Source organism: Pseudomonas sp. GW821-FHT01A09, assembly GCF_058986725.1.
The window spans coordinates 1-26,546 of sequence record NZ_JBYSWB010000041.1; the positions used below are offsets into that span (position 1 = coordinate 1).

A 26,546-nucleotide genomic window follows, 5' to 3' on the forward strand; every position below is an offset into this window, starting at 1 on the left:
GCTCCCGATACGGTGGGTCAGCGACACCTCCTTGTCTGACCCACCGTATCGGGAGCAAGCCCCCTCGCCACAGAAAAATGCCGTTGATCCGCCTTGCTGGGTGGGAGCGAGGCTTGCCCGCGAAGAGGTCGTCAGCAGCGCCACCACAGGCGCCCCGTACTCCTACAAAAAAAACGCCCCGAAGGGCGTTTTTTCATGACCACAGGTTCACTTACTGAACCGATGGGGTCTCGCCGGCTTCCTGCATGCGCTGCAGCTCTTGCGCGTACAGGGCGTCGAAGTTGACCGGGGCCAGCATCAGTGCCGGGAACGAGCCACGGGTTACCAGGCTGTCCAGGGTCTCGCGCGCGTACGGGAACAGGATGTTCGGGCAGAACGCGCCCAGCGTGTGGCTCAGCGACGCGTCGTCGAGGTTCTTGATCAGGAAGATACCGGCCTGCTGAACTTCAGCGATGAAAGCGACTTCGTCACCATTCTTGACGGTCACCGACAGGGTCAGCACCACTTCGTGGAAGTCGGCTTCCAGAGCCTTCTGGCGAGTGTTGAGGTCCAGTGCGACGCTAGGCTCCCACTGCTGACGGAAGATGGCCGGGCTTTTCGGCGCTTCGAACGACAGGTCGCGTACGTAGATACGCTGCAGGGAGAATTGCGGAGCGGTTTCGTCTTCGGTGCTCGCTGCGGTGTTCTGTTGGTCAGTCATTGCGGGATCCTTGTCACTTCAAAGTCTAACGGGAATGGGGTTCAGGCCTTGCTGAGCAGCACATCGAGCTTGCCGGCACGTTCCAGGGCATAGAGGTCGTCGCAGCCACCCACGTGGATGTCGCCGATCCAGATCTGCGGCACCGAGCTGCGCCCGGCCTTGCTGGTCATCTCGGCACGCACCTGAGGCTTGCCGTCGACCTTGATCTCGGTGAAATCGACACCCTTGCCTTCGAGCAGGGCCTTGGCGCGCATGCAGTACGGGCACCAATCACTGGAATAGACGACGACGCTCATATCACTTCACCAATGGCAGGTTATCGGCCTTCCAGCTGGAAACACCGCCCGACAGCTTGGCGGCGGTGAAACCGGCCTTGAGCAGTTCGCGCGCGGTGGCGCCGGCGTGCTGGCCCATGGCGTCGACGACGATCAGGGTCTTGGCCTTGTGTTTTTCCAGTTCAGCCATGCGCGAGGCCAGCTTGTCCTGGGGAATATTCAGCGAATCGACGATGTGGCCGGTGCTGAAGTCCTTCTTGGCGCGGATGTCGATGACCACGCCTTGGTCACTGTTGACCAGCGCGGTCAGCTCGCGGCAGCTGAGGCTTTTGCCACCGCGGCTGGTCTCCAGCGACAGCAGCAGAGCCAGCAGCACGGCGAAGATGCCGACCAGCACATAGTGATTTGTGGCGAATTCGATCAGGTGAGCGACCATCAGGAGGTTCCAGGGCGTTAAAATGCCGGCCAGTATACACGCGCACCGGGGTGGGCCAAAGCATGCAGTATGCCCATGATGCCGGTTTGATCGGGAACCCGCCTCCTGCCCGACGGTCTTTGTAGCGAGGGGGCTTGCCCCCGATGAATTGGCTGATACACCGTGATCGGGGGCAAGTCCCCTCGCTACATTGATTTTCTAGTTCGGCAATTACCGCGCAGATGCCCTAACATGCCCTTCTTTCCTCTAACAATGAGTGGGATCTAATGACTGCCACGCCTAAACCTCTGGTCCTGATCATCCTCGATGGTTTCGGTCACAGCGAAAGCCATGACGACAACGCCGTGTATTCGGCGCGCAAGCCGAACCTCGATCGCCTCGTCGCGACCCAGGCCAACGGCTTGATTTCGGGCTCGGGCATGGACGTCGGCCTGCCCGATGGCCAGATGGGCAACTCGGAAGTCGGCCACATGAACCTCGGCGCCGGGCGCGTGGTGTACCAGGATTTCACCCGGGTCACCAAGGCCATCCGCGACGGCGAGTTCTTCGAGAACCCCACTATCTGCGCGGCCGTCGACAAGGCCGTGTCCGCCAACAAGGCCGTGCACGTCATGGGCCTGCTGTCCGAAGGCGGCGTGCACAGCCATCAGGATCATCTGGTGGCCATGGTCGAACTGGCCGCCAGGCGTGGCGCCGAAAAAATCTACTTGCACGCCTTCCTCGATGGCCGCGACACGCCGCCGAAAAGCGCGCAGGCATCCCTCGAACTGATGGACGGCACCTACCAGCGCCTGGGCAAGGGCCGCACCGCCAGCCTGATCGGCCGCTACTTCGCCATGGACCGTGACAACCGTTGGGATCGCGTCAGCGCCGCGTGGAACCTGATCGTCGACGCCAGCGCCGAGTTCCAGGCGGACACCGCCGTGGCCGGTCTGCAGGCGGCCTATGAGCGCGGCGAGAGCGACGAGTTCGTCAAGGCCACCGTCATCGGTGAGGCCGTCAAAGTCGAAGACGGCGATGCGGTGGTGTTTATGAACTTCCGCGCGGACCGCGCCCGTGAGATCAGCCGCCCCTTCGTCGAGGCCGATTTCAGCGAGTTCGAGCGCAAGCGCCAGCCGAAATTGGCCGGCTACGTGGGCCTGACCCAGTACTCGGCGAATATTCCTGCGCCCGCCGCGTTCGCCCCCGGCAGCCTGCACAACGTGTTGGGCGAATACCTGGCCGATAACGGCAAGACGCAGTTGCGTATCGCCGAAACCGAAAAATATGCCCACGTGACCTTCTTTTTCTCGGGCGGCCGTGAAGAGCCCTTCCCCGGTGAAGAACGCATTCTCATCCCGTCGCCCAAGGTCGCTACCTACGACCTGCAACCAGAGATGAGCGCGCCAGAGGTAACCGACAAGATCGTCGACGCCATCGAGCATCAGCGCTTCGACGTCATCGTGGTCAACTATGCCAACGGCGATATGGTCGGCCATAGCGGCATCCTCGACGCGGCGGTCAAGGCCGTGGAATGCCTGGACACCTGCGTCGGGCGCATCGTCGATGCCCTCGACAAGGTCGGCGGCGAAGCGCTGATCACCGCCGACCACGGCAACTGCGAGCAGATGTCGGACGAGAGCACCGGCCAGGCACACACCGCGCACACCACCGAGCCGGTGCCCTTCATCTATGTCGGCAAGCAGAAGCTCAAGGTCCGCGAAGGCGGTGTGCTGGCCGACGTGGCGCCGACCATGCTGTATCTGATGGGCATGGACAAGCCGAAGGAAATGACCGGGACTTCGATTCTGGTCAAAGACTGATTTAACCCTGTAGCGGGGGGGCTTGCCCCCGATTCGCTCGGTCGGACTCCTTGATTTCCTGGATCCTGCCTATCGGGGGCAAGCCCCCTCGCTACATGTTTCATGTAATGCCTTGGTGCCAATGGCCCGCAGGCGTTTTTTTTGCCGCTCGCGGCGGGCATACTAGGCCCGTCCCTCTCCCTGGTATCGCCCGCCCCATGCTTCGCGCCCTGATACTCATTGCCATGACCTGCCTGTTCAGCACGGCCTATGCCGACGAACGCGCACAAACCCAGCAACAGCTCGATGCCACCCGCCAGGACATCACCGAGCTGAAGAAGGCCCTTGCCCAGGTGCAGCAGGAGAAATCCGGCGTGCAAAAAGACCTGCGCACCACCGAGACCAAGATGGGCGAGCTTCAAAAGCAGGTGGAGGCCCTGCAACAGCAACTAAAAAAGACTCAAGCCGAGCTCCAGCGTCTCGATGAAGAGAAGCAGAAGCTCGAAGCGGCCCGCAAGGAACAGCAGCGTTTGATCGCCATCCAGGCGCGCGCGGCGTATCAGAATGGTCGCCAGGAATACCTGAAGCTGCTGCTCAACCAGCAGAACCCGGAAAAATTCGCCCGCACCCTCACCTACTACGACTACATGAGCAAGGCGCGCCTGGCTCAACTGCGCGCCTTCAACGAAACCCTGGCCCGACAGGCCGCGGTGCAAAAGGACATCGACCTGCAGCAGGCCCAGTTGCTGGCCCAGCAAGGCAATCTCGACAGCCAGCGCCAGGAACTCGACGACGTGCGCAAGGAGCGCCAGGCCGCACTGGCCAAGCTCAACGATCAATACAAGGCCAGCGATCAGAAGCTGCAGGCCCGGCAACAGGATCAGGCCGACCTCGCCAAGGTGCTCCAGACCATCGAGGAAACCCTTGCTCGCCAGGCCCGCGAAGCCGAAGAGGCGCGCCAGAAGGCCCTCCTCGCCCAGCAAGAGGCCGACAAGCGCGCCCGCGAAGCCGCCGCCGCGGCGCAGGCCAAGGCCAACGACGGCAAAACCGACGATGACGATGAAGCGCCGGCCCCGAAACGCCCCAGGGCGACCCCGGGCGCGGTGGTTTCCAGCGGTGGCGCGACCTTCGGCGGCGAGTTTTCTGCGGCCAAGGGCAAACTTCCATGGCCGGTTGATGGTCGACTGCTCGCACGTTTTGGCGAAACCCGCGGTGACGATGCCCGTACCAAGTGGGACGGGGTGATGATCAGCGCCACGGCCGGCAGTACGGTACGTGCCGTGCATGGTGGTCGAGTGGTGTTCGCGGACTGGTTGCGCGGCGCCGGACTTCTCGTCATTCTCGACCATGGCAACGGCTATCTGAGCTTGTATGGACACAACCAGACCCTGCTCAAGGGCGCTGGTGACGTAGTAAAAGCCGGCGACGCGATTTCGACGGTCGGTACCAGTGGTGGGCAGGATACCCCCGCCTTGTATTTCGCCATACGCCAGCAGGGGCGGCCCGCCGACCCTGAGCAATGGTGTCGTGGTTAAGCGCGAAACCTCAACAAGGGCGTTCTGGCGGTCATTGACTGTCACGCCGATGCCCCGAAAGGCGCAAAACCAGGATTAGGAGTTGTTCGACATGCTGCATCTGTCCCGCCTTACCTCGCTGGCCCTGACGATCGCCGTCGCCATTGGCGCGCCCCTGGCCCATGCCGCGGACCCGGTAGCGCCGACCTCGACGCCGCCCGCGTCGATCCCGGCCACGACCATCCCCGCCAAGGCGCCCGCCGCTTCGCCTGCTCCAGCTGCGGCCAAGCCGCCGTTGCCGCTGGAAGAGCTGCGCACCTTCGCCGAGGTCATGGACCGCATCAAGGCGGCGTATGTCGAACCCGTGGATGACAAGACTCTGCTGGAGAACGCCATCAAGGGCATGCTCAGCAACCTCGATCCGCACTCCGCCTACCTCGGCCCGGAAGACTTCCAGGAGCTGCAGGAAAGCACCAGCGGCGAATTCGGCGGCCTGGGCATCGAGGTCGGCGTGGACGACGGTTTCGTCAAGGTGGTCTCGCCCATCGACGACACCCCGGCTACCAAGGCCGGCATCCAGGCGGGCGACCTGATCGTCAAGATCAACGGCCAGCCCACCCGCGGCCAGACCATGACCGAAGCCGTCGACAAGATGCGCGGCAAGATCGGCGAAAAAATCACCCTGACCCTGGTGCGCGACGGTGGCAACCCCTTCGACGTGACCCTCGCCCGCGCCACCATCCAGGTCAAGAGCGTCAAGGCGCAGTTGCTGGAAAACGGCTACGGCTACATCCGCATCACCCAGTTCCAGGTCAAGACCGGCGAAGAAGTCGCCGCGGCCCTGGCCAAGCTGCGCAAGGACAACAACAAGAAGCTCAACGGCCTGGTACTGGACTTGCGCAACAACCCCGGCGGCGTCTTGCAGGCGGCGGTCGAAGTGGTCGACCACTTCATCAGCAGCGGCCTGATCGTCTACACCAAAGGCCGCATCGCCAACTCCGAACTGCGCTTCTCGGCCACCGGGCATGACCTGAGCGAAGCGGTGCCGCTGGTGGTGCTGATTAACGGCGGCAGCGCCTCGGCGTCGGAAATCGTCGCCGGCGCTTTGCAGGATCACAAGCGTGGGGTGCTGATGGGCACCGACAGCTTCGGCAAGGGCTCGGTGCAAACCGTGTTGCCGCTGGCCAACGATCGCGCATTGAAGATCACCACCGCCTTGTACTACACCCCCAACGGCCGCTCGATCCAGGCCCAGGGCATCGTGCCGGATGTCGAGGTACGTCCGGCCAAGATCACCAACGAGTCGGACCCGGAGAGCTTCAAGGAAGCCGACTTGCAGGGCCACCTGGGCAATGGCAACGGCGGAGCCGATCGCCCGAGCCCGTCGGGCAAGGCACCGGCCAAAGGCAACAAGGCGCGTCCGCAGGATGACGACTACCAGCTGAGCCAGGCCCTGAGCCTGCTCAAGGGCCTGAGCGTGACCCGTAGCAATTGAGTATGCGAACGCTCTGCCTGCTGTTGCTCTGCTGCCTGACCGGCGCGGCCCATGCCGCGTCGGACAGCCCGGCCTACCTGACGCTGATCATCGATGACCTGGGGCAAACGCCGTCGCGCGACAGCCGCGCGCTGGCGCTGCCGGGTCCGGTGACCCTGGCGATCATGCCCGACACCCCGCATGCCGCCGACTTCGCCAGCCAGGCCCACAAGGCCGGCAAGACCGTGATCATCCACATGCCCATGGATCCGGCGACCGGGCCTTTCGCCTGGCATCCCGGGTTGCCCATGGCCGAACTGCAGAAGCGTCTGGAGGCGGCCTTCAAGGCCGTGCCTTTCGCGTCCGGCATGAACAACCACGAAGGCAGCGGCATGACCGTGCAGCCGGAGGCCATGGCCATGCTCATGGGCCAGCTGAAACAGCGCGGGATGTTCTTCCTCGACAGCCGCACCACCGCCAAGACCGTGGCTGCCGCCAAGGCCCAGGAAATCGGCCTGCCGAGCCTGTCACGGGATGTGTTCCTGGACGACGTGCGCACACCTGAAGCCATCAACGGCCAATTGCAGACCGCCATCAAGTTCGCCCGCAAGCACGGCAGCGTGGTGATGATCGGCCACCCCTACCCGCAGACGCTGGACGTGCTGGAGCGCGAACTGCCGAAGCTGGCGGGGCAAGGCGTGACCTGGATTCCGATCAAGGAGATGGTGACCGCGCGCGGCAACCGGGCGATCGGCGCCCATGGCAAGGATGGCGTCTACCACAACGCAGCGGCCAATACGGTTGCGCCGCCGAAGCCGCAGAAGCCGAGCCCGTCCAAGGTTGCGGTGCCGGTCGCGGTGCCAGCGCCGACGCCGATCTCGGTGCCGTCGGGTGATCCGAACGAAGTGCCTGAGCCGGGGCCGGATCCGGACTTCGGTTCGCCTGACCCGACGCCGATCGATCCGGCGGCGGGCCGACCGATCGATACCCCGTAGCGCGGGGGCTTGCCCCCGAAAAATCGTACACCCGACATACTTGCATGGGTGCACTGCTTTCGGGGGCAAGCCCCCTCGCTACAGGGTGAGGCGGGCCTTCAGAGATACCGCCCCATCACCTCATCCACAAAGCCCTGGCTGCGCATTTCATCCAGGGCCATCTGCAGCTTGGCGACCACCTCGTCCGGGGTGTTCTTGTTCAGCGCCAAGAACAGCGATGCGCTGTTGAAGCGCAGTACGGTCTTGAGGTCGGTGATGCCCAGCTGCCGCGCCAGATAGCGCCCTGCCGGATCACCCGTCGCCCACAGATCGATCTCCCCGGCCTTGAGCTTGCTGGCGTTGTCCTGGTCACGCAGGGCGATCACCGGGTTCATGCCCTTCTCGGTCAGGCTGACTTCGATGGCATCGCCCTTGTAGGCACCGATCTTGTACCTGCGAGCCTGGGCGAGGGTCTCCAGCTTGATAGGGCTGTCCGCGCGCGCCAGCAGGATCCAGTCATCGGGCCCCAGTGGCCCGACCCACTTGAACGCCTTCTCGCGCTCGGGCAAACGCGCCATCACGAAGACGCCGTAACCGGGTTTTTCCAGGCCGAGCTTGTAGATGCGCTCCCACGGGAAACGCAGCGTCAGGCTGTAGGGAATGTCGGCGCGCTTGAACATCTCGCGCACCAGGTCGGCGGCGATGCCCTTTACATGCTCGTCGTTGGCGAAGTTCTTGCCGTCGTCAGCCATGTTGTAGGGCGGGAAGTTTTCGGTCAGCAGCACGATGGGCTGGTCGCTCGTGTCCTGCGCGCGAACCGCGAATGCACAGCAGCACAACAGAACGAACATCAGACGATTGAACATGAACGCTTACCCCCGACAGTCACGGCAACAAGCAGAGTGCCGGGGGTTGATGCATCTGTCCAGCAGCAATGAGGCTAATTGCCATCACCCAAGTAGCGAGGGGGCTTGCCCGCGAAAGCAGCTCAGCCACATGCATGTGGCTGTTCTCACGAATCGGGGGCAAGCCCCCTCGCTACACGGGGCGGTGGATTCAGCGGACAACGATCCCCTGCGCCGCCATGAACGCCTTGGCCTCGGGCACCGTGTATTCGCCAAAGTGGAAGATACTCGCCGCCAACACCGCGCTCGCGTGCCCTTGCAGCACGCCATCAGCCAAGTGCTGCAGGTTGCCCACGCCGCCGGAAGCGATCACCGGAATCCCCAGCGCGTCGCTGATGGCGCGGGTCACGCCCAGGTCGAAGCCGTTCTTCATGCCGTCCTGATCCATGCTGGTCAGCAGAATCTCGCCAGCGCCCAGGCCTTCCATCTTCATCGCCCACTGCACCGCGTCCAGCCCGGTGGGCTTGCGCCCGCCGTGGGTAAAGATTTCCCAACGCGGCTCTTCACCCGGGCCGGAGACCTTCTTGGCATCGATGGCCACGACGATGCACTGCGAGCCGAAACGCGCTGCCGCCTCGCCGACGAACTCGGGATTGAACACCGCGGCGGTGTTGATCGAGACCTTGTCGGCACCGGCATTGAGCAGGTTGCGGATGTCCGCCACAGTGCGCACGCCGCCGCCCACGGTCAGCGGGATGAACACCTGGCTGGCCATGCGCTCGACGGTGTGCAGCGTAGTGTCGCGGCCATCGACGCTGGCGGTGATGTCCAGGAAGGTGATTTCGTCGGCGCCCTGCTCGTCGTAGCGGCGGGCAATTTCCACCGGATCGCCGGCGTCACGGATGTTCTCGAACTTCACGCCTTTGACCACCCGACCGTTGTCGACGTCGAGGCAGGGAATGATGCGTTTGGCCAGGGCCATGAGGGTGGTCTCCAGTTACGGGCAAGGTTGCCGGCAGAGCGCGCCGGCACCGGGCCGACGCGGGGGCGCAGTGATTACTGGTAGCTGTCGCAGAAGGCTTGCGCCTCGGCCACATCCAGCGTGCCTTCGTAGATGGCGCGGCCGGTGATGGCGCCGATGATGCCCGGTGCCTTGGCGTCGAGCAAAGCGCGGATGTCGCCCAGGTTGTGGATGCCACCGGAGGCGATCACCGGGATGCGCGTGGCGGCGGCCAGCGCCGCTGTGAACGGCACGTTGCAGCCTTGCATCATGCCGTCCTTGGCGATGTCGGTGTAGACGATCGCCGAGACGCCATCGGCCTCGAAACGCTTGGCCAGGTCGATGACCTGCACGGTGCTGACTTCAGCCCAGCCATCGGTGGCGACGAAACCGTCCTTGGCATCCAGGCCGACGATGACCTTGCCCGGGAAGGCCTTGCAGGCCTCGGCGACGAACTCCGGCTGCTTGACCGCCTTGGTGCCGATGATCACGTAGCTGACGCCCGCCTTGACGTAGTGCTCGATGGTCTCGAGCGAGCGGATGCCGCCGCCGATCTGGATCGGCAGCTGCGGGTAGCGCTTGGCGATGGCGGTGACCACTTCACCATTGACCGGTTGGCCTTCGAAGGCGCCGTTGAGGTCCACCAGGTGCAGCCGGCGGCAACCGCCATCGACCCACTTGGCGGCCATGCTCACCGGATCATCGGAAAACACCGTGGAGTCTTCCATACGGCCCTGGCGCAGGCGCACGCAGGCACCGTCCTTGAGATCGATAGCGGGGATAATCAGCATCTGGCAAACCTGTCGAATTCAGTAAACAGCAAGCTCGAGAATCAGTTTTTCTCGAGCGCCCACAAGTCGCTTTCGACGCTCTCGAAGCGCTCTTTGAGCAGCGCCTGAGCATCGAAAATCGCCCTGTTGTAATAGTGCGGAGCAATTTCGCGGGTAAACAGCTCAAGGATTTCGGCCGCTTCGAAGGTGCCCAGCTGCAGATCGAAGCGCTCCTGCATCAGGCGCTTGATCTGGTGGTTGGCTTCGCTCTCCTGCTCGGGCGTGAGCGTGAGAATCGGCGGCTTTTTCGGCTTGGCCATTTACCAGCGACCATCCCAGGCGGCGAAGTTCTGCAGCAGCTGCAGGCCGTGGGTATGGCTTTTTTCCGGGTGGAACTGCACGGCGAAGCGCGAGCCCTCGGCCAGGGCGGCGGCGAAGTCGCGGCCATAGTGACCGCGGCCGACCACCTGACCCGCCTTGGCGGCTTCGATGTAGAAGCTGTGCACGAAGTAGAAGCGCGCCAGGTCCGGGATGCTGTGCCACAGCGGGTGATCCACGGCCTGGGCGACTTCGTTCCAGCCCATGTGCGGGACCTTCAGGTGCGCACCGTCTTCATGCAAGTCCTTGCCGAAGAAGCGCACCTGGCCAGGGAAGACACCGATGCAATCGACGCCGGCGTTCTCTTCACTGCGGTCCATCAGCGCCTGCATGCCCACGCAGATGCCGAGGAACGGCCGGTCGCGGCTGACCTCGCGCACCAGGTCGTCGAAGCCCAGGCGCTTGATCTCGGCCATGCAGTCGCGAATCGCGCCCACGCCGGGGAACACGATGCGGTCGGCTTCGCGGATCACCGTGGCGTCGCTGGTGATCAGCACCTTGCCGGCACCCACGTGCTCCAGGGCCTTGGCCACCGAGTGCAGGTTGCCCATGCCATAGTCGATCACGGCTACCGTCTGCATCAGAGCACGCCCTTGGTCGACGGCATCTGCCCGGCCATGCGCTCATCCAGCTCGACGGCCATGCGCAGCGCGCGGCCGAAGGCCTTGAACACGGTCTCGATCTGGTGATGGGTGTTGTGCCCACGCAGGTTGTCGATGTGCAGGGTGACGTTGGCGTGGTTGACGAAGCCCTGGAAGAATTCCTGGAACAGGTCGACGTCGAACCCACCGACGGTGGCGCGGGTGTAGGGCACGTGCATCTGCAGGCCGGGGCGGCCGGAGAAGTCGATGACCACACGCGACAGGGCTTCATCGAGGGGGACATAGGCGTGGCCGTAGCGACGGATGCCTTTCTTGTCGCCGATGGCTTTGGAGAAAGCCTGGCCCAGGGTGATGCCCACGTCTTCGACCGTGTGGTGGTCGTCGATATGCAGGTCGCCCTTGCTCTCGATGTCGAGGTCGATCAGCCCGTGACGGGCGATCTGGTCGAGCATGTGTTCAAGAAAAGGCACGCCGATATCGAATCGGGCCTTTCCGGTGCCATCCAGGTTGATCGAGGCTTTGATCTGGGTTTCCAGGGTGTCGCGCTCGACGAACGCCTTACGTTCGGCCATCACCAGCTCCGCAAACTCATTTGAGCGAAAAAAGGCGAGCATTATAGGCCGCCGGGCGCCAAACAGAAACAGAACGGTGAAATGGGCGAAAAATCGGATAAAAGGCCAAACCCATGTAGCGAGGGGGCTTGCTCCCGAAAGGCCGGTCCTGACACAACTGTGTAGTGTCAGATCTGGCCCATCGGGGGCAAGCCCCCTCGCTACAGGGTCTGCGTTGGTTTAGTGGAACAACACCGCAGTCTTCTGCAACGTCACCCACACACCCCATGCCAGCGGGATGCCCACCACCAGCCAGGCCACCACGGCCAGCGGCTTGGTGCTCGGATCGGCCGACCACTCCAGCACGGTCGAACCACCCGCGCCCTTGTCATGCCCAATGGCCTGTTCGGCCTTGAGCTGTTCGTCGGTCATGAAGTACTTGTCGGCCACCGGACGCACCAGGGCGTTGCAGATGAAGCCCAGCCCCAGCAGGCCGGAGAGGATGTACAGGGTGATGTCGTACACCGAGGCGCGCGGCACGCCGATGCTCAACTGATACTCACGCAGGTAGTTGACCAACACCGGGCCCAGCACGCCCGCCGCCGCCCAGGCGGTCAGCAGACGACCGTGGATGGCACCGACCATCTGCGTCCCGAACAGGTCCGCCAGGTAGGCCGGCACCGTGGCGAAACCGCCGCCGTACATCGACAGCACCACGCAGAACGCCGCCACGAACAGCGCCACGCTGCCCAGGTGGCCCAGCGTCGGCACCAGCGCGTAGAGCGCCACGCCCAGGGCGAAGAACACGAAATAGGTGTTCTTGCGGCCGATGTAGTCCGAGAACGACGCCCAGAAGAACCGCCCACCAATGTTGAACAGGCTCAACAAGCCGGTAAAGCCGGCGGCGATGGCAGCGATCTGGCCCAGTTGCGTGGCGTCCAGTTCGCTGAAGGTCAGGTTGTTGCCCAACAGCTTGCCGGCGAACACTTCCTGCAGCAGCGGCGAGGCCATGCCAAGGATGCCGATGCCCGCGGAAACGTTGAGGCACAGCACCAGCCACACGAGGGCGAACTGCGGGGTTTTCCACGCCACGCTGACGTGCACGTGACGGTTGGTGATCATCGCCTTGGTGCTCTTGGCCGGCGCGGTCCAGCCCTCAGGCTTCCAGCCGGTCGGTGGTACGCGATACAGCAGCGCGCCCGCCATCATGAACACGAAGTAGATGACCGCCATGACCGCGAAGCTCTGCCATACGCCAACGCTGGTCGGGGTCGCAAAATGCCCCATCAACGCTGCGGCCAAGGGTGCACCGACCATCGCGCCGCCGCCGAAGCCCATGATCGCCATGCCAGTGGCCATGCCGCGCTTGTCCGGGAACCACTTGATCAGGGTCGAGACCGGCGAGATATAGCCCAGCCCCAGGCCGATGCCGCCAATGACCCCGGAACCCAGCCACATCAGCAGGATCTGGTGGGTGTACACACCCAGCGCCGAGATCGCCAGGCCGCCGCACCAGCACAGTGCCGAGACCACACCGGCCTTGCGCGGACCGGCGTGTTCCAGCCAGCCGCCCCAGATGGCCGCCGAGCAGCCGAGGAAGATGAAGAACAGCGTGTAGATCCAGCCGAGCATGGAGATCGGCCAGTCACAGGTAGACGAGAACACCTGGCTGACGAACGACATGTCCGCCGGGCAGGCTACCGCTTTGGTGATCCCCAGCGCCTTGGACAGTGGAATCCAGAACACCGAAAAGCCGTAGGCCATGCCGATGCACAGGTGAATGGCCAGAGCGGCCGGTGGTACCAGCCAGCGGTTGAACCCCGGCTTGGCGATGATCCGCTCCTTGGACAGGAAAGCCGGCTGCGTATCCGCGCCGCCCGCAAGTGTGGTGCTCATTTGTATTACCCCTTCAAGTGTTTTTTATATGACGCATGAAGCTTCCGTTGCCCAGCGATCTGCGTTGCACGCAAGCAATCGATCGTCTTATCGGCAGGCTTGCGGAAAAAACCACACTTTGTGCGACAGTTAGTCGCATAAAGGCAGAATCTGCGCCCAAGGTTACCATCTGGCCTGCCCAGTGAAAGCACATTGCCAGTGCATTTTGTCTTATTCGTGACGCAGCCCTCTACACTGCCCTGAAAAGGCAGCCGGGACGTTATACTCCCGGGCTGAATTCTGAACTTCGAACTACAAGGACTCGCCTATGAAAGCGTTCGGCAAAATCCTGGGGCTCATCGTACTCGGGCTGTTGCTGATCATTGTGGCGGCGGGCTTCGCCCTCACGCATTTCTTCGATCCCAACGACTACAAAGACGAGATCCGCCAGCTGGCCCGCAACAAGGCGCACGTGGAGCTCGATCTCAAGGGCGACATCGGCTGGAGCCTGTTCCCCTGGCTGGGCCTGGAACTGCACGACGCCAGCGTCGCCACCCTGAGCAACCCGAAAACGCCGTTCGCCGAGCTGCAGATGCTCGGCCTCTCGGTGCGCGTGCTGCCCTTGCTGCGCCGTGAAGTGCAGATGAGCGATATCCGCGTCGAAGGCCTCAACCTGAGCCTCGATCGCGACGCCAACGGCCACGGCAACTGGGAAGACATCGGCAAGCCCGCGCCCACTCCGGCCAGCACCGACCCGAACGCACCTGCCAGCGCGCCCGCGACCGCGTCCGGCGACAGCGCCTCGCGCCCGGTGCGGCTCGACATCGACAGCCTCACGGTCAACAACGCCACCGTGCGCTACGTCGACGAAAAGACCGGCCGCACCTACAGCGCCGAAAGCATTCAGCTGAGCACCGGCGCGGTACACGACAACACCGACATCCCGGTCAAGTTCACCGCCTTCCTGGGCACCAACCTGCCGCAATTGCGCGCACGCACCGAGGTCTCCGGCGAGCTGCGCTTCGATCGTGCCCTGAAGCGCTATCAGTTCGGCGACTTCAAGCTCAGCGGCGAAGCCTCGGGCGATCCGATGCAGGGCAAGACCCTGACTTTCGGCGCCCAGGGCCAGCTGCTGCTGGACCAGGCCGCCAATGTCGCCGACTGGACCGGTCTCAAGCTTTCCGCCAACCAGTTGCGTGCCCTCGGCGAGCTGCACGTGCGCGACCTGTCCGGCAACGCGCAACTGAGCGGCGGCCTGTCCATCGCTCAATTCAATCTGCGCACCTTCCTGGACAGCATCGGCGTCGACCTGCCGGCCATGGCCGACCCCGGCACGCTCAACCAGCTCGAACTGGTCACCCGCCTGAGCGGCTCGAAAACCTCGCTGGCGCTGGAAGACCTCAACCTCAAGCTCGATGGCAGCACCTACACCGGCCGCCTGGCGGTGGACGACTTCGCCAAACAGTCGCTGCGCGTGCAACTCAAGGGCGACAAGGTCGACGCCGACCGCTACCTGCCCGCCAAAGGCCAGAACAGCGCCAGTGTCAGCGCCGCGCGTCAGTCGGAGGTCAATCAGAGCGAAGCGGCGATCACCGGCTCCGGCGACTCGCCGCTGCCTGACGCCCCGACCAAAGGCGCCTGGAGCGATGATCGTCTACTGCCGATCGAGCGCCTGCGCAGCCTCGACCTGCAGGCCGACCTCAGCTTCGGTCAGCTGACCCTCGACAAGCTGCCCATCGACAACGCCGCCCTCAAGGCCCAGGCGCAAGACGGCCTGCTGACCCTGCAGACGCTCGGTGGCGGCCTGTTCGACGGCAGCTTCGAAACCCACGGCACCCTCGACGTGCGCCCGGAAGTACCGGCGCTGGCGGTGCAGACCAAGGTCAATCGCGTGCCGGTCGAACAGTTCATCAAGACCCAAAGCCCCAAGGCGACCATCACCGGCCTGTTGACGCTGGACAGCAACCTGACCAGCACCGGCAACAGCCAGAAGGCGCTGATCGAAGGCCTCAACGGCAACGCGCGCTTCGCCATCAACAACGGCGTGCTGGTCAATGCCAACCTCGAGCAGCAAGTCTGCCAGGGCATCGCCACCCTCAACCGCAAGACCCTCAACGGCACGCCCCGTGGCCGCGATACGCCATTCCAGCAACTGGGCGGCAGCCTGGTGATTCGCAACGGCGTGGCCAGCAACCAGGACCTCAAGGTCGCAATCCCGGGGCTGAGCGTCAGCGGCAATGGCACCGTCGACCTGCGCGTGCTGGGCATGGACTACCACGTCGGCGTGCTGGTCGAAGGCGACAAGAGCGACATGCCCGACCCGGCCTGCGAGGTGAACCAGAACTTCGCCAACCTCGAATTCCCGCTGCTGTGCCGTGGCCCGCTGGAACTGGGCGCCAAGGCCTGCCGCGTCGACCGCGAAGGCCTGGCCAAGGTCGCCGCCAAGGCCGCCGGTGATCGCATCGGCGACAAGATCGAAGAGAAACTCGGAGACAAAGTGACGCCCCAAATCAAAGACGCCCTGCGCGGGTTGTTCAAACGATGAATGCCCAGGCTCACAGCGGGCAGCGTTTCACCCCCGAACAGTTCTCCAGCGCCGTGCTGGAGTGGTTCGACCGCCACGGTCGCCACGACCTGCCCTGGCAACAGGACATCAACCCGTACCGGGTGTGGGTCTCGGAGATCATGCTGCAGCAGACCCAGGTCAGCACCGTGCTCAACTACTTCGGCCGCTTCATGGAGGCGCTGCCCAGCGTCGAGGCGCTGGCAGCGGCACCGGAAGACGAAGTGCTGCACTTGTGGACCGGGCTGGGCTACTACACCCGCGCGCGCAACCTGCAACGCACCGCGCAGATGGTCGTGGCCCTGTACGGCGGCGAATTCCCCAGGGATGTGGAAAAACTCGTCGAGCTGCCCGGCATCGGGCTGTCCACCGCAGGCGCCATCGCCAGCATCAGCATGGGCCTGCGCGCGCCGATCCTCGACGGCAACGTCAAGCGCGTGCTGGCCCGCTACACCGCCCAGGAGGGCTACCCCGGCGAGCCGAAGGTGGCCAAGGCGCTGTGGGCCAACGCCGAGCTGTATACGCCGCAAAGCCGCGTCAACGACTATACCCAGGCGATGATGGACCTGGGCGCCACGCTCTGCACCCGCAGCAAGCCCAGCTGCCTGCTGTGCCCGCTGGAACGCAGCTGCGAGGCGCACATGCTCGGCCTGGAGATCCGCTACCCGATCCCCAAGCCGCGCAAGACTATCCCGCAGAAACGCACGCTGATGCCGCTGCTGGCCCGCGACGGCGCCATTCTGCTCTATCGGCGCCCCTCCAGCGGCCTGTGGGGCGGCCTGTGGAGCCTGCCGGAGCTGGACGACTTCGCCGACATCGAGCACCTCGCCGCCCAGCACGCACTGCACATGGCCACGCCCAAGGCGCTGCCCGCCCTTACCCACACCTTCAGCCACTTCCAGCTGGCCATCGAACCCTGGCTGGTGGAAGTCCAGGCCGACGCCGGTCACGTGGCCGAGGCCGACTGGCTCTGGTATAACCTCGCCACCCCGCCGCGCCTGGGCCTAGCCGCCCCCGTGAAGAAACTGCTCAAACGCGCGGCCGAAGCCTTGAATTCAGGAGAGTCGCAATGACCCGTACCGTTAACTGCCGCAAATACAAAGAACAACTGCCCGGCCTGGAGCGCCCTCCGTACCCGGGCGCCAAGGGCGAAGACATCTTCAATCACGTCTCGGCCAAGGCCTGGGCCGACTGGCAGAAGCACCAGACCCTGCTGATCAACGAACGTCGACTGAACATGATGAACGCCGAGGACCGCAAATTCCTCCAGGGCGAGATGGACAAGTACCTGTCCGGCGAGGAATACGCCAAGGCCGACGGCTACGTTCCACCCGCCGAATAAGGGGAATTTCGTAAGCGACGGTATTAATTGCAATTTTTTTTGATCTCGCGCTTGACGACTCCTCGAAAAACCAGTTTAATGCGCCCCGTTGCCCAGATAGCTCAGTCGGTAGAGCAGGGGATTGAAAATCCCCGTGTCGGCGGTTCGATTCCGTCTCTGGGCACCACTCTTCAGTTTTCAGGTGGTGTTCGCAGTATCTGAAAACATTTAAAACCCGCCTAGTGCGGGTTTTTTATTGCCTGTCAAAAAACCGACAGCGCACACGCTTCGGCGGGAAGTTTTACAAAATGTTTGACACTCCTGCCGATTGGCGGTGAACTGTCCGCTCGGTTGCCCATGGCCATCTCCGAGCCCCAACCGCTTTCGTGCCGCGACGCCTCGCCGCAGATACCCCTCCAAAATCCGAACCACCCATTGACGGCCACCCGCTCAATGGGCGGTAGCATGGCGTCTCGCCTGCACGCAGCACCCTCCTCCGTCCGTTCACGACTTACGCCAATCAATGCCCTGGAGGGCTGGCCTATGCTGTCGACTCCCGTTTACCCCAGCCGCCCCAAGGCCTCGGTGCTGACCTTCAATAAATCCACCGTGGTGGTCTGGGTCGCCATCAGCCTGATCGTGGTCGAAACCTTCTCTGGCGCCCTGCGCTTCTACTTCGACCAGGCCGGGCTGTCGGCGCTGATGTACATGCCCAAGGCCGCCTGCGTGGCGATGTTCGCCCTCGAGCTGCATTCCATGAAGAGCTCGCGCGGCCTGTGGCTGGGCCTGTTGCTGCTGGTGATCTCGGCGGTGCTGGCGATGCTCCACGGCGCGGCGCCCAACAACGTCGCCTTTACCCTGTTCAACTTCGGGCCGCTGCTGTTCGGCCTGGTGTGCAGCGACCACCTGCTGCATCGGCGGCGGCTGTTCTGCTGGGCGGTGAGCCTGTGCCTGCTGTTCTCGCTGATCGGCGTGCTGGCGGACAAATTCACCACCCTGCCGTGGAAGGGCTACAGCTACTTCCTCAACGGCCAGGAGCTCTCGGCCAACACCACCTGGGCGGCGGACGAGGTCGACCGGCTGGCCGGCTTCGCGCGGGTGTCCAACGTGCTGTCGATCATCATTGCCGTGCACACCCTGTACCTGGTGATGTTCGTGCGCTCGAAAATCCTGCTGTTGATGATCGGCATGATCTCCCTGTACGGCATCGTGCTGACCACCAGCAAGGCGCCGGCCATGGCGTTCCTGCTGACCCTGGTGCTGCTGATGGTGCTGAACCTGCACTGGACCAGCCGCATCCTGATGATCATCACCGTGCTGATCGGCCTGGCCCTGCCCATCGTCAGCCTGCTGCACGACTTCGACCCCAACGCCGTGACCCATCCCGGCGGCTTCGCCTCGTTCTACGACCGCCTGGTCAATACCTGGCCCAACGCCTTCAACGCGGTCAACGATGCCCACTGGAGCGTCACCGGCGCCGGCTTCGGCCTGTTCGGCAGCAGCGTGGCGCTGTTCCCGGTGGTGGGTGCCGAACGCATGATCGGCTCCGACAGCAGCGCCGTTTACCTGTGGGCGCTGTTTGGGCTCGGCGGCGTGGTGCTGTACGTGATGCAGATCCCGATGCTGTTCAAGCTGATCCGCAGCCCGGACCCCATGAGCCGCGCGCTGCTGGCGATCAGCTTTTGCATCATCATGATCGGCTGGACCACGGACATGTTCGAGGTGGCCACCTCCAACCTGTTCCTCGGCCTGGCGGTCGGTCGCGCGCTGTCGGCCAAGCTGCTGGCCACGCCCACCCGCGCCGAGGATATCCGCAGCCATCGCGACAGCCGCGAAGCCCAGGCCACCACCGACCACCTGCCCGACATGACCTGAACGCGCCCAGTGGAGCTGCATCATGGACTTCAGACAAGACATCAACGGCTTGCGCGCCATCGCCGTGCTGGCCGTGGTGCTGTTCCACTTCAACCCCGACTGGCTGCCGGGCGGCTTTGCCGGGGTCGATATCTTTTTCGTGATCTCGGGCTTTTTGATCACCGGCATCATTTTCCGCAAGCTGGACAGCGGCAGCTTCGGCCTGCTGGCTTTCTACAAGTCACGGGCGCAACGGATCATCCCGGCGCTGGCGGTGCTGTGCGCGGTGTTACTGCTAGTCGGCTGGTTCTATCTGCTGCCGCTGGAATACAGCCAGCTGGGCAAACACATCGCCAGCAGCCTGGGCTTCTTCTCCAACTTCACCTACTGGAACGAGGCCGGCTACTTCACCGCCTCCGCGCACGAGAAATGGCTGCTGCACACCTGGTCGCTGTCGGTGGAGTGGCAGTTCTACATGGTCTACCCCATCGCGCTGCTGGTGCTGAGCAAGCTGATGCCGCTGCGCTATGTGCGACGGCTGGTGCTGGCGGCCTGTGTGGCCGGTTTTGCCTTCTGTGTGGCCAGTTCGCTGTGGTGGCCGCAACCGGCGTTCTATCTGCTGCCCTCGCGCGCCTGGGAGCTGCTGGCGGGGGGTGTGGCCTGTCTGTACCCGCTCAAGCTCGACGCGCGGCATCAGCGCTTGCTGGAAGGCAGCGGCTTGCTGATGCTGGTGGCCGGCTTCGTGCTGCTGCGTGAAGACGACATCTGGCCCGGCTACCTGGCCCTGCTGCCGGTGCTCGGAACCCTGGCGATGATCGTCGCCGCGCGGCAGAACAGCGTGGTCACCAACAACCGCTTCTCGCAGTGGACCGGCAAGATCTCCTACTCGCTGTACCTCTGGCACTGGCCCGTGGTGGTGCTGCTCAGCTATGCCGGCTCGCTGCACAGCACGCCGCACATTCTGCTGGGCATCGCCGGCGCCTTCGCCTTGGCGGCAGCCTCGTACCGCTTTATCGAAAGCCCGTCGTCACGCAAGAGCAGCCCGAAACGGCGCTGGGCCTTCGCTCAGGTCAGCGCCTTGATCGCCTCCTTGTTCGTCGGCGCTGCGGCGGTCAACGCCACCGAGGGTGCGGTCACGCCGCTGCGCGCCGTCAGCGTGTCGGACCGCGCGCGCTTCGTGCAGGACTACGCCACGCGGCAGAAGAACCTCTACGAATCCTACTGGCTCAAGTGCGATGCCTTTTCGGCCTTCACCGAGCGCAATCAAAAGGCGATCGATGCATCCTGCACCCGCAAGCAGGGTGACGGCGGCGTGTTCCTGTGGGGGGACTCCCACGCTCAGGCGCTGTCGCTGGGGCTGCGCACGGAGCTGGCGAAAGGCACGCCGTTCTATCAGGTGGCGTCGGCCAGCTGCAAACCGAGCCTGACCGACGACACCGGGCGCAGCACCGACAAGCGCATCGCCTGCAACTACTCCAACCGCCTGGCCCTGAGCAGCATTGAGGCGCTGCGCCCGGATGTGGTGGTGATGGCGCAGAAGAGCGACCACGACAAGACCCAATGGGGCGAGATCGCTGCGCGCCTGAAGAGCTACGGGGTCAAACACATCGTGCTGATGGGCCCGCTGCCGCAATGGGCGCCGTCGCTGCCGAGCGTAATCGCCAACCGCCACTGGGGCGGCAATGACGCCTATATCACCGATGCCGCGCTGGATCAGTCGATCATGGCCGCCAACCGCGCCATGCCCAAGCTCATCGATGCGCGCAGCGTGGATTTCGTCTCGTTGATCGACAAGCTGTGCATCGCCAACTCGTGCCTGGTCCGACTGGGAGACGACAACTCGCTGCTGCAGATCGATGACGGCCACCTGAGCGAGAAGGGCTCGATCTATATCGTGAAGAATTATGTGATGCCGGAGTTGTACAAGAACTGAACCTGGACCTGAACCTGGACCTGGACCTGGACCTGAACCTGTAGCGAGGGGGCTTGCCCCCGAAAATATCGGCCTGACACTACTGTATCGTCTGGTAGATTTTCGGGGGCAAGCCCCCTCGCTACAGGGTACGCCACCCATAAAAAACCGCCGTCATCACTGACGGCGGTTTTTTTTCGCCTGCTGATTATCGCTCAGGCGTCCAGTTCTGCCCTGCGTTATGGCTGGCATGCCCCAGCGCCTTGCGGCGACGCGACACCAACAGCCCTGCCGCCACCACCAGGATGGTCAGCAAGCCGGTGGCGAAAATCTCCACACGGTTGGCCGGGCGGATGGCCATGATGGTCAATACGCCGATGATGAACAGGATGACCACATAGGTCAGGCCCGGGAACAACCACATCTTGAAGGCGATCTTCTCGCCCGCGGCCACACGCTTCTGACGCATGCGCAGTTGCGACACAGCGATCACCAGATACACCAACAGGGCGATGGCACCCGAGCTGGCGAGCAGGAAGTCGAACACCGCCGCCGGCGCAACATAGTTGGCGAACACCGCGACAAAGGCCGCTGCAGTCGACATCCACACCGCCACGTACGGCGTACCGGCGCTGCTGGTGCGCTGTGCGGCGGCCGGCGCGTCACCGCGCTTGCTCAGGGAGTAGAGCATCCGCGAAGAGGTATACAGCGCCGAGTTCAGGCAGCTGGTCACCGCGACCAATACCACCAGGTCGACGATCAACTTGGCGTTGGGGATACCGATCATGTCCAACACCGTCTGGTACGAACCGACGTCCGCCAGGCGTGCGTCGTTCCACGGCACCAGGGCCACGACCAGGAAGATCGACACGAGGTAGAACAGAAAGATCCGCCAGATCACCGAGTTGGTGGCCTTGGTGATCTGCGCGCCTGGGTCCTTGGATTCCGCCGCCGCGATGGTGACGATCTCGGTGCCCATGAACGAGAACATGGTGGTCAGCATCGCCGCCACGACCGCGCCCATGCCATTCGGCAGGAAGCCGTTGGTGTCATAGATATGGCTCGCGCCGCTGACCTGACTGCCCGGGACCAGGCCGAACAACGCCGCCGCACCCAGCACGATAAAGGCGACGATCGCCAGCACCTTGACCAGCGCGAACCAGAACTCGAACTCGCCGTAGTTCTTGACGCTGAACAGGTTAGTGAGGGTCAACAGAATGGTGATCACCAGCGTGAACACCCATACCGCAATGCCCGGGAACCAGGCGTGCAGGATGCCCGCCGCCGCGTTGGCTTCCAGCGGAATCACCAGCACCCAGAACCACCAGTACAGCCAGCCGATGGTAAAACCGGCCCAGTGACCGATAGCGCGGTCGGCATAGATCGAGAACGAACCAGTGTCCGGCGACGCAACGGCCATCTCGGCCAGCATGCGCATCACCAATACCACCAGCGTGCCCGCTGCCGCATAGGCCAGCAACACCGCAGGTCCGGCCTGCGCGATCGCATGCCCCGAACCCACGAACAGGCCAGCGCCAATCACGCCAGCAATGGACAGCATGGTGACATGACGCTGCTTGAGCCCCTGCCCCAGATTGTTGGATTTCGTACCGCTCATTGAGACTACCTTTGCAAAAATAGGCGAATAGTCCGGCGACCCCGTGCCCCGTTAAAGGAAAGCAACATGCCGTTGCAGATTATTTACGCAAGAAGTGCGCCAAAATGTTTCAAGGCTAGACGAAAGTTGCACCACCCTCGTGCCAGAGCCTGCAAATCAAGCACATGATATTGCTAGCATTTATGCCAGCAGGTGCAACTCATTACGGAACTACTCAACGACGCACCAAGAAAGAGCACCCAAAAGAGCAACCAGGTAACACTTTGGTGCGCTGCGGTATATGTGGAGCAAATTCAGAACGGCCCGCCACTGCTGAAGAAATGATTCAGCCACCGTGCCTATCAGGGAACCGATACACTGCCGTTCGATCCAAATTCCGCTTTCCGCTCATATCGCAAAGCTGGCAACATCGCCGGATCGCCACACGGAGCGTCATCCCCATGCACAGCGTCACCAAACTGCTACTGGCCGCCGTCGCCAGCCTGGCTTTCAGCTTCAGTGCGATGGCCGACGATTCCGCAGACACCCCGGATACACCAGACACGCCGCCTGCCGCCACGCTGCGCATGGGCGTCGAGGCCGGTCACCCGCCCTTCAACGGCCGTGATCCGGGCGGCCAAGTGGTGGGCTTCGACGTCGACATCGGCAATGCCCTGTGCGCCAAGATGAAAGTCGAATGCACGGTCGTCACCTCCGACTGGGACCTGATCATCCCCGCGCTCAACAACAACGCCTTCGACTTCCTGATCTCGTCGATGTCGATCACCCCCGACCGCATGGAAGCCGTCGACTTCACCACGCCCTACTACACCAACAAGCTGCAGTTCCTGGCGCCCATCACCACCGACCTCAAAACCGACCTGCCCTCCCTGGCCGGCAAGAACCTCGGCGCCCAGCGCGACACCTTCGCCGGCGGCTGGCTGCAGGACAACCTGGGCGCCAGCGCCAACATCCTGCTGTACGACACCCAGCAAGAGCTCTACGACGAACTGGCCGCCGGCAACCTCGACGCGATCCTCGCCGACAAGTACTCCACGTTCGAATGGCTGAAGACCGACGCCGGCAAGAACTACGAGTTCAAGGACAAACCCATCGACGCCGCCGACAAGATCGGCATCGCCGTGCGCAAAGGCGACCCCCTGCGCGAGCGCCTCAACCAGGCGTTGCAGGAAATCATCCGCGACGGCACCTACCAGAAAATCAACGACCGCTACTTCCCGTTCAGCATCCAATAACGAACGGCGATGACCGATCTTTATCTACACGGCGCCGAGCTGCTGACGCGGTTTTCGGCGCTGGATGTTTTTTTGACCGAGCATCAGGCGCTATGGCGGCCACGGCCGTTTACTGGCTTGGTGCTGCCTTGGGAGGCTGATCATCCCGAACTGGCCGAGTGGTTGCGCGGCCGCAGCCTTGAGCAGGCCGAGGCTGCGCACAATCATCCGGAACGGCTCGATGCGCCGGGGATTTTTGCATCCTTGGCGTCGCGCAGCCTTGCGCTCAGTCGCGTGGGGGAATTGCCGTGTACGCCGTTGCATCCTGCGGGCTCGCGCTTGAGCGTCGATGTGCCTGGGCGTAAATGGCAGCAGATCGAAGCCTTCGGCAGTCACCTGGACTTTCACCACCCCGTGCAGCACTGGCTCGACTGGTGCTCGGGCAAAGGACACCTCGGGCGGCGACTGTTGCAGGCCGAGCAGCGCCTGACCTGTTTCGAATATGACCCGACGCTGGTGCAGGCTGGCCGGGCGCTGAGCGACCACCATCGGCTGGTGGTCGAGCATGTTCAGCAGGATGTCCTCGCGGATGAGCTGTTGTTATCCAGCGGATACACCCCCGTGGCGCTACATGCCTGCGGCGACCTGCATGTGCGCTTGCTGCAACGGGCTTGCGGGGCGGGCTGTAATTCGCTGGCCGTCGCGCCCTGCTGCTACAACCGCACCGCAGCGGATAGCTACACGGGCCTGTCCCGTCCCGCCATGGCCTCCCGCCTGCGCCTGGACCGCGACGACCTCGGCCTACCCCTCAGCGAAACCGTCACCGCTGGCGCCCGCGTACGCCGCCAGCGCGACCGCTCCATGGCGCGGCGGCTGGGCTTCGATCTGTGGCAACGGCAGGCGCGCGGGGTGGATGAGTACTTGCCCACACCGTCACTGCCGGCGGCTTGGCTGGAGAAGCCGTTCGAGGCGTACTGCCGGCATCTGGCTGCGCTCAAGGGCCTTGATTGCCTATCGGCCGATTGGGATGCGTTGGAGCATGCGGGTGAGATGCGCCTGGCGGTGGTACGAAACCTCGAGTTGGTGCGCAACCTGTTCCGGCGGCCACTGGAATTGTGGCTGGTGCTGGACCGCGCGCTCTATCTGCAAGAGCGCGGCTACTCGGTGTGTATGGGGACTTTTTGCCCTTATGAGATGACACCGCGCAACCTGATGATCGTCGCTGAAAGCGCTTGAGCCTGTGGATAACTCTGTTGACAGATTCAGGTGTTGCCCTTTTATTACTGGGGTTTTGCGGGGTGTGATGGCATGGTCACTTTTTGTTCAAATATAAATGACTGGGAAAACAGCAGGTTGCGATGATTGTTTTGGCAAATGTAAACCGATGAGGGTGGCCAGGGTCGGACGAGAGGAATGTGCATAAGGTTTTTGCCGAAATGGCATAAGCCTTTGAAAAAAAGGGCGCTTAGGGGGGTTTACTCCCGGGAGCGAATGGCTATAATCAGCGCCCTCACATGCCGGTATAGCTCAGATGGTAGAGCAACTGACTTGTAATCAGTAGGTCCCGGGTTCGATTCCTGGTGCCGGCACCATACGCAGTATCGAGAAAGGCTCACCGCAAGGTGGGCCTTTTTTGTTTGCGCCCACTCCGATCCCTGTGGGAGCAGGGCTTGCCCGCGAAGAGGCCCTCCCCGCCTCCGCCACCTCGATCCACCCACAAATCCCAGACAAAAAAAATCCGCCTCGGTTAGAAGACGGATTTCTCTCGACAACAGCGGTAGTAAGCCGCTGCTGCCCCAGCTCATTGGACACGACAACGGTTGCAACAGTAGACCCGCAACACGCACATGTCAATATTGCCGGCCTATATACACAGATGTCCCGAACACCCAACTAGTCGAAACAAAAAATTACATTACACACAACTAGTAACTCATCATAGAAGCACTACGCATCCGGAAGCGCTACCATCGCGCCGCTCACTTGTAGTCGACCATGAAATGGACGGGCCAAAGCATAGATTTCAGCCCCTCTACCACGGGCTAGTAATCCGTGCCGGACTCCGCGTAGCGGGTCATCAACCTGGCCGTCTCATTGGACACGACAACACTGTGTCCGAAGGCGTGCGTATTCCGGTAAGCACGCCGGAGGCTTGGCCACCCTGACCGGAGGCCAAGGTATGTGGAAAGTCTTTCTACGCATACTGAGCTTTCTGTGGGCTGCTTCCCGTGCGCTACATGCATGGGAGCTCCTGCGGGACAGCATTGACGAACTGCTGTAAATAAGTGTCAGGCTTGCTCTTGTAATCAACCAAGGGCAAGCCTTCTCAAGGATGCCAATTAAACAAAACTAAACGACATCATCCCCGAATGAATAAATATCCTGCACTACCCATTATAAAAATCATCAAAAATGGTAAGACATTCAAAGTGGACTGGGACTATCAGACCGCACCCGAAAGCCACGTTCTTGGTGATCGTGAGCCATATCTAACTCCCTACATCAACGGCGTCATGGACGCGCTGGATATTCCGAGCAAATCTATCCGGTGCGCTAGCTCCAGGACGGGCACTGTAGAAAAGCTCGACGAACCCACTGCTCAAAAGTTAGCCAGACTATTGGAGGAACTGCTGTGGCCGATTGCGTCGCGTGAGCACAAACGCCTAAAGCAAGAGGCGAAGCTGCCCCCACACCTTCGATCTTCTAAGCATCCGAATGGTGAGTAGCCGCCAACTCCTGCGACTCTGGTTCTCGCTACCCTGCAGCAACCTATTTGCTTACCCCATCCTGTCCCAACCCGTTCGCCCGGCTCTGTCTGTAGTGGTCTAATGAAACCGGACACCCATTTAGGCGAGAATGCTCGCCATAGAGAGGTGTCTGATGACCAAG

22 protein-coding genes, 2 tRNA genes and 1 pseudogene are annotated in these 26,546 nt (G+C 62.8%); 14 read left to right on the plus strand and 11 right to left on the minus strand.

Annotation, left to right across the window (positions count from 1 at the left end; all coding sequences use genetic code 11):
- Positions 1–211 precede the first annotated feature (211 nt).
- From secB to AC3WJP_RS27240, 3 genes are read right to left on the minus strand one after another with little or no spacing between them, the layout of a single operon-like run.
- Complete coding sequence (secB, locus tag AC3WJP_RS27230) at positions 212–700, minus strand: protein-export chaperone SecB (protein ID WP_493723726.1); 489 nt, start codon at positions 698–700, stop codon at positions 212–214.
- Between the two features lie 41 nt (positions 701–741).
- A complete protein-coding gene (grxC, locus tag AC3WJP_RS27235) occupies positions 742–996 on the minus strand; it encodes a glutaredoxin 3 (RefSeq protein WP_493723727.1) in 255 nt (84 codons plus the stop codon).
- A 1-nt stretch (position 997) separates the two neighbouring features.
- Positions 998–1,411 carry a rhodanese-like domain-containing protein gene (locus AC3WJP_RS27240; RefSeq protein ID WP_493723728.1) on the minus strand — a complete coding sequence of 138 codons (414 nt, stop codon included), beginning with the start codon at positions 1,409–1,411 and terminating at the stop codon, positions 998–1,000.
- Between the two features lie 266 nt (positions 1,412–1,677).
- Between AC3WJP_RS27240 and gpmI the strand changes: the two genes are divergently transcribed.
- The 4 genes and pseudogenes from gpmI to AC3WJP_RS27260 form a co-directional block, all read left to right on the plus strand.
- Entirely contained in the window at positions 1,678–3,213 is a 1,536-nt protein-coding gene (gpmI, locus tag AC3WJP_RS27245) for a 2,3-bisphosphoglycerate-independent phosphoglycerate mutase (protein WP_493723729.1), read from the plus strand.
- 197 nt (positions 3,214–3,410) lie between these two features.
- Positions 3,411–4,727, plus strand: coding sequence for a murein hydrolase activator EnvC family protein (locus tag AC3WJP_RS27250; RefSeq protein WP_493723730.1), 1,317 nt, complete (start codon positions 3,411–3,413; stop codon positions 4,725–4,727).
- Positions 4,728–4,818: 91 nt separating this feature from the next.
- Positions 4,819–6,201 (plus strand): S41 family peptidase, encoded by a 1,383-nt coding sequence (locus AC3WJP_RS27255; RefSeq protein WP_493723731.1) that lies wholly within the window; start codon positions 4,819–4,821, stop codon positions 6,199–6,201.
- Positions 6,202–6,203: 2 nt separating this feature from the next.
- A pseudogene (locus AC3WJP_RS27260) lies at positions 6,204–6,959 on the plus strand (divergent polysaccharide deacetylase family protein); the annotation flags it as partial.
- A 314-nt stretch (positions 6,960–7,273) separates the two neighbouring features.
- Here the strand turns inward: AC3WJP_RS27260 and AC3WJP_RS27265 are convergent.
- From AC3WJP_RS27265 to AC3WJP_RS27295, 7 genes are all read right to left on the minus strand, one after another.
- On the minus strand, positions 7,274–8,020 hold the full coding sequence (locus tag AC3WJP_RS27265) for a substrate-binding periplasmic protein (RefSeq protein WP_493723732.1): 747 nt from the start codon (positions 8,018–8,020) through the stop codon (positions 7,274–7,276).
- 190 nt (positions 8,021–8,210) lie between these two features.
- Positions 8,211–8,981 carry an imidazole glycerol phosphate synthase subunit HisF gene (gene hisF / locus AC3WJP_RS27270; protein WP_226504134.1) on the minus strand — a complete coding sequence of 257 codons (771 nt, stop codon included), beginning with the start codon at positions 8,979–8,981 and terminating at the stop codon, positions 8,211–8,213.
- Between the two features lie 74 nt (positions 8,982–9,055).
- Positions 9,056–9,790 carry a 1-(5-phosphoribosyl)-5-[(5-phosphoribosylamino)methylideneamino]imidazole-4-carboxamide isomerase gene (gene hisA, locus AC3WJP_RS27275; protein ID WP_493723733.1) on the minus strand — a complete coding sequence of 245 codons (735 nt, stop codon included), beginning with the start codon at positions 9,788–9,790 and terminating at the stop codon, positions 9,056–9,058.
- Positions 9,791–9,831: 41 nt separating this feature from the next.
- Complete coding sequence (locus AC3WJP_RS27280; RefSeq protein ID WP_493723734.1) at positions 9,832–10,089, minus strand: DUF2164 domain-containing protein; 258 nt, start codon at positions 10,087–10,089, stop codon at positions 9,832–9,834.
- Positions 10,090–10,728 carry an imidazole glycerol phosphate synthase subunit HisH gene (hisH, locus tag AC3WJP_RS27285; RefSeq protein WP_493723735.1) on the minus strand — a complete coding sequence of 213 codons (639 nt, stop codon included), beginning with the start codon at positions 10,726–10,728 and terminating at the stop codon, positions 10,090–10,092.
- The gene (gene hisB, locus AC3WJP_RS27290; RefSeq protein ID WP_110950632.1) at positions 10,728–11,321 is read right to left on the minus strand and encodes an imidazoleglycerol-phosphate dehydratase HisB; all 594 of its coding nucleotides are present in this window, start codon (positions 11,319–11,321) and stop codon (positions 10,728–10,730) included. Before hisB ends, hisH begins: the two co-directional genes overlap by 1 nt.
- 219 nt (positions 11,322–11,540) lie before the next feature.
- Complete coding sequence (locus AC3WJP_RS27295) at positions 11,541–13,196, minus strand: OFA family MFS transporter (protein ID WP_493723736.1); 1,656 nt, start codon at positions 13,194–13,196, stop codon at positions 11,541–11,543.
- 307 nt (positions 13,197–13,503) lie between these two features.
- Between AC3WJP_RS27295 and AC3WJP_RS27300 the strand changes: the two genes are divergently transcribed.
- The 6 genes from AC3WJP_RS27300 (at position 13,504) to AC3WJP_RS27325 (ending at position 20,846) form a co-directional block, all read left to right on the plus strand.
- Positions 13,504–15,720 carry an AsmA family protein gene (locus tag AC3WJP_RS27300; protein WP_493723737.1) on the plus strand — a complete coding sequence of 739 codons (2,217 nt, stop codon included), beginning with the start codon at positions 13,504–13,506 and terminating at the stop codon, positions 15,718–15,720.
- Positions 15,717–16,811: an A/G-specific adenine glycosylase gene (gene mutY, locus AC3WJP_RS27305; protein WP_493723738.1), complete on the plus strand. Its 1,095-nt coding sequence runs from the start codon at positions 15,717–15,719 to the stop codon at positions 16,809–16,811. The genes AC3WJP_RS27300 and mutY overlap by 4 nt, the downstream gene beginning before the upstream one ends.
- Positions 16,808–17,080 carry an oxidative damage protection protein gene (locus tag AC3WJP_RS27310; RefSeq protein ID WP_493723739.1) on the plus strand — a complete coding sequence of 91 codons (273 nt, stop codon included), beginning with the start codon at positions 16,808–16,810 and terminating at the stop codon, positions 17,078–17,080. The genes mutY and AC3WJP_RS27310 overlap by 4 nt, the downstream gene beginning before the upstream one ends.
- 90 nt (positions 17,081–17,170) lie before the next feature.
- Positions 17,171–17,246, plus strand: a tRNA-Phe gene (locus AC3WJP_RS27315).
- A 356-nt stretch (positions 17,247–17,602) separates the two neighbouring features.
- Entirely contained in the window at positions 17,603–18,934 is a 1,332-nt protein-coding gene (locus AC3WJP_RS27320) for a hypothetical protein (RefSeq protein WP_493723740.1), read from the plus strand.
- A 22-nt stretch (positions 18,935–18,956) separates the two neighbouring features.
- Positions 18,957–20,846: an acyltransferase family protein gene (locus AC3WJP_RS27325; RefSeq protein WP_493723741.1), complete on the plus strand. Its 1,890-nt coding sequence runs from the start codon at positions 18,957–18,959 to the stop codon at positions 20,844–20,846.
- A gap of 187 nt (positions 20,847–21,033) precedes the next feature.
- On the opposite strand, the gene gabP is transcribed toward AC3WJP_RS27325, so the two are convergent.
- On the minus strand, positions 21,034–22,443 hold the full coding sequence (gene gabP / locus AC3WJP_RS27330; RefSeq protein ID WP_493723742.1) for a GABA permease: 1,410 nt from the start codon (positions 22,441–22,443) through the stop codon (positions 21,034–21,036).
- 440 nt (positions 22,444–22,883) lie between these two features.
- Here gabP and AC3WJP_RS27335 point away from each other — a divergent pair, with 440 nt between their 5' ends.
- From AC3WJP_RS27335 to AC3WJP_RS27350, 4 genes are all read left to right on the plus strand, one after another.
- Positions 22,884–23,678 (plus strand): transporter substrate-binding domain-containing protein, encoded by a 795-nt coding sequence (locus tag AC3WJP_RS27335; RefSeq protein ID WP_493723743.1) that lies wholly within the window; start codon positions 22,884–22,886, stop codon positions 23,676–23,678.
- A gap of 9 nt (positions 23,679–23,687) precedes the next feature.
- Positions 23,688–24,893: a methyltransferase gene (locus tag AC3WJP_RS27340; RefSeq protein ID WP_493723744.1), complete on the plus strand. Its 1,206-nt coding sequence runs from the start codon at positions 23,688–23,690 to the stop codon at positions 24,891–24,893.
- A gap of 280 nt (positions 24,894–25,173) precedes the next feature.
- A tRNA-Thr gene (locus AC3WJP_RS27345) sits at positions 25,174–25,249 on the plus strand.
- Between the two features lie 777 nt (positions 25,250–26,026).
- Positions 26,027–26,383, plus strand: a complete 357-nt coding sequence (locus AC3WJP_RS27350; protein WP_493723745.1) for a hypothetical protein — start codon at positions 26,027–26,029, stop codon at positions 26,381–26,383.
- Positions 26,384–26,546 lie beyond the last annotated feature (163 nt).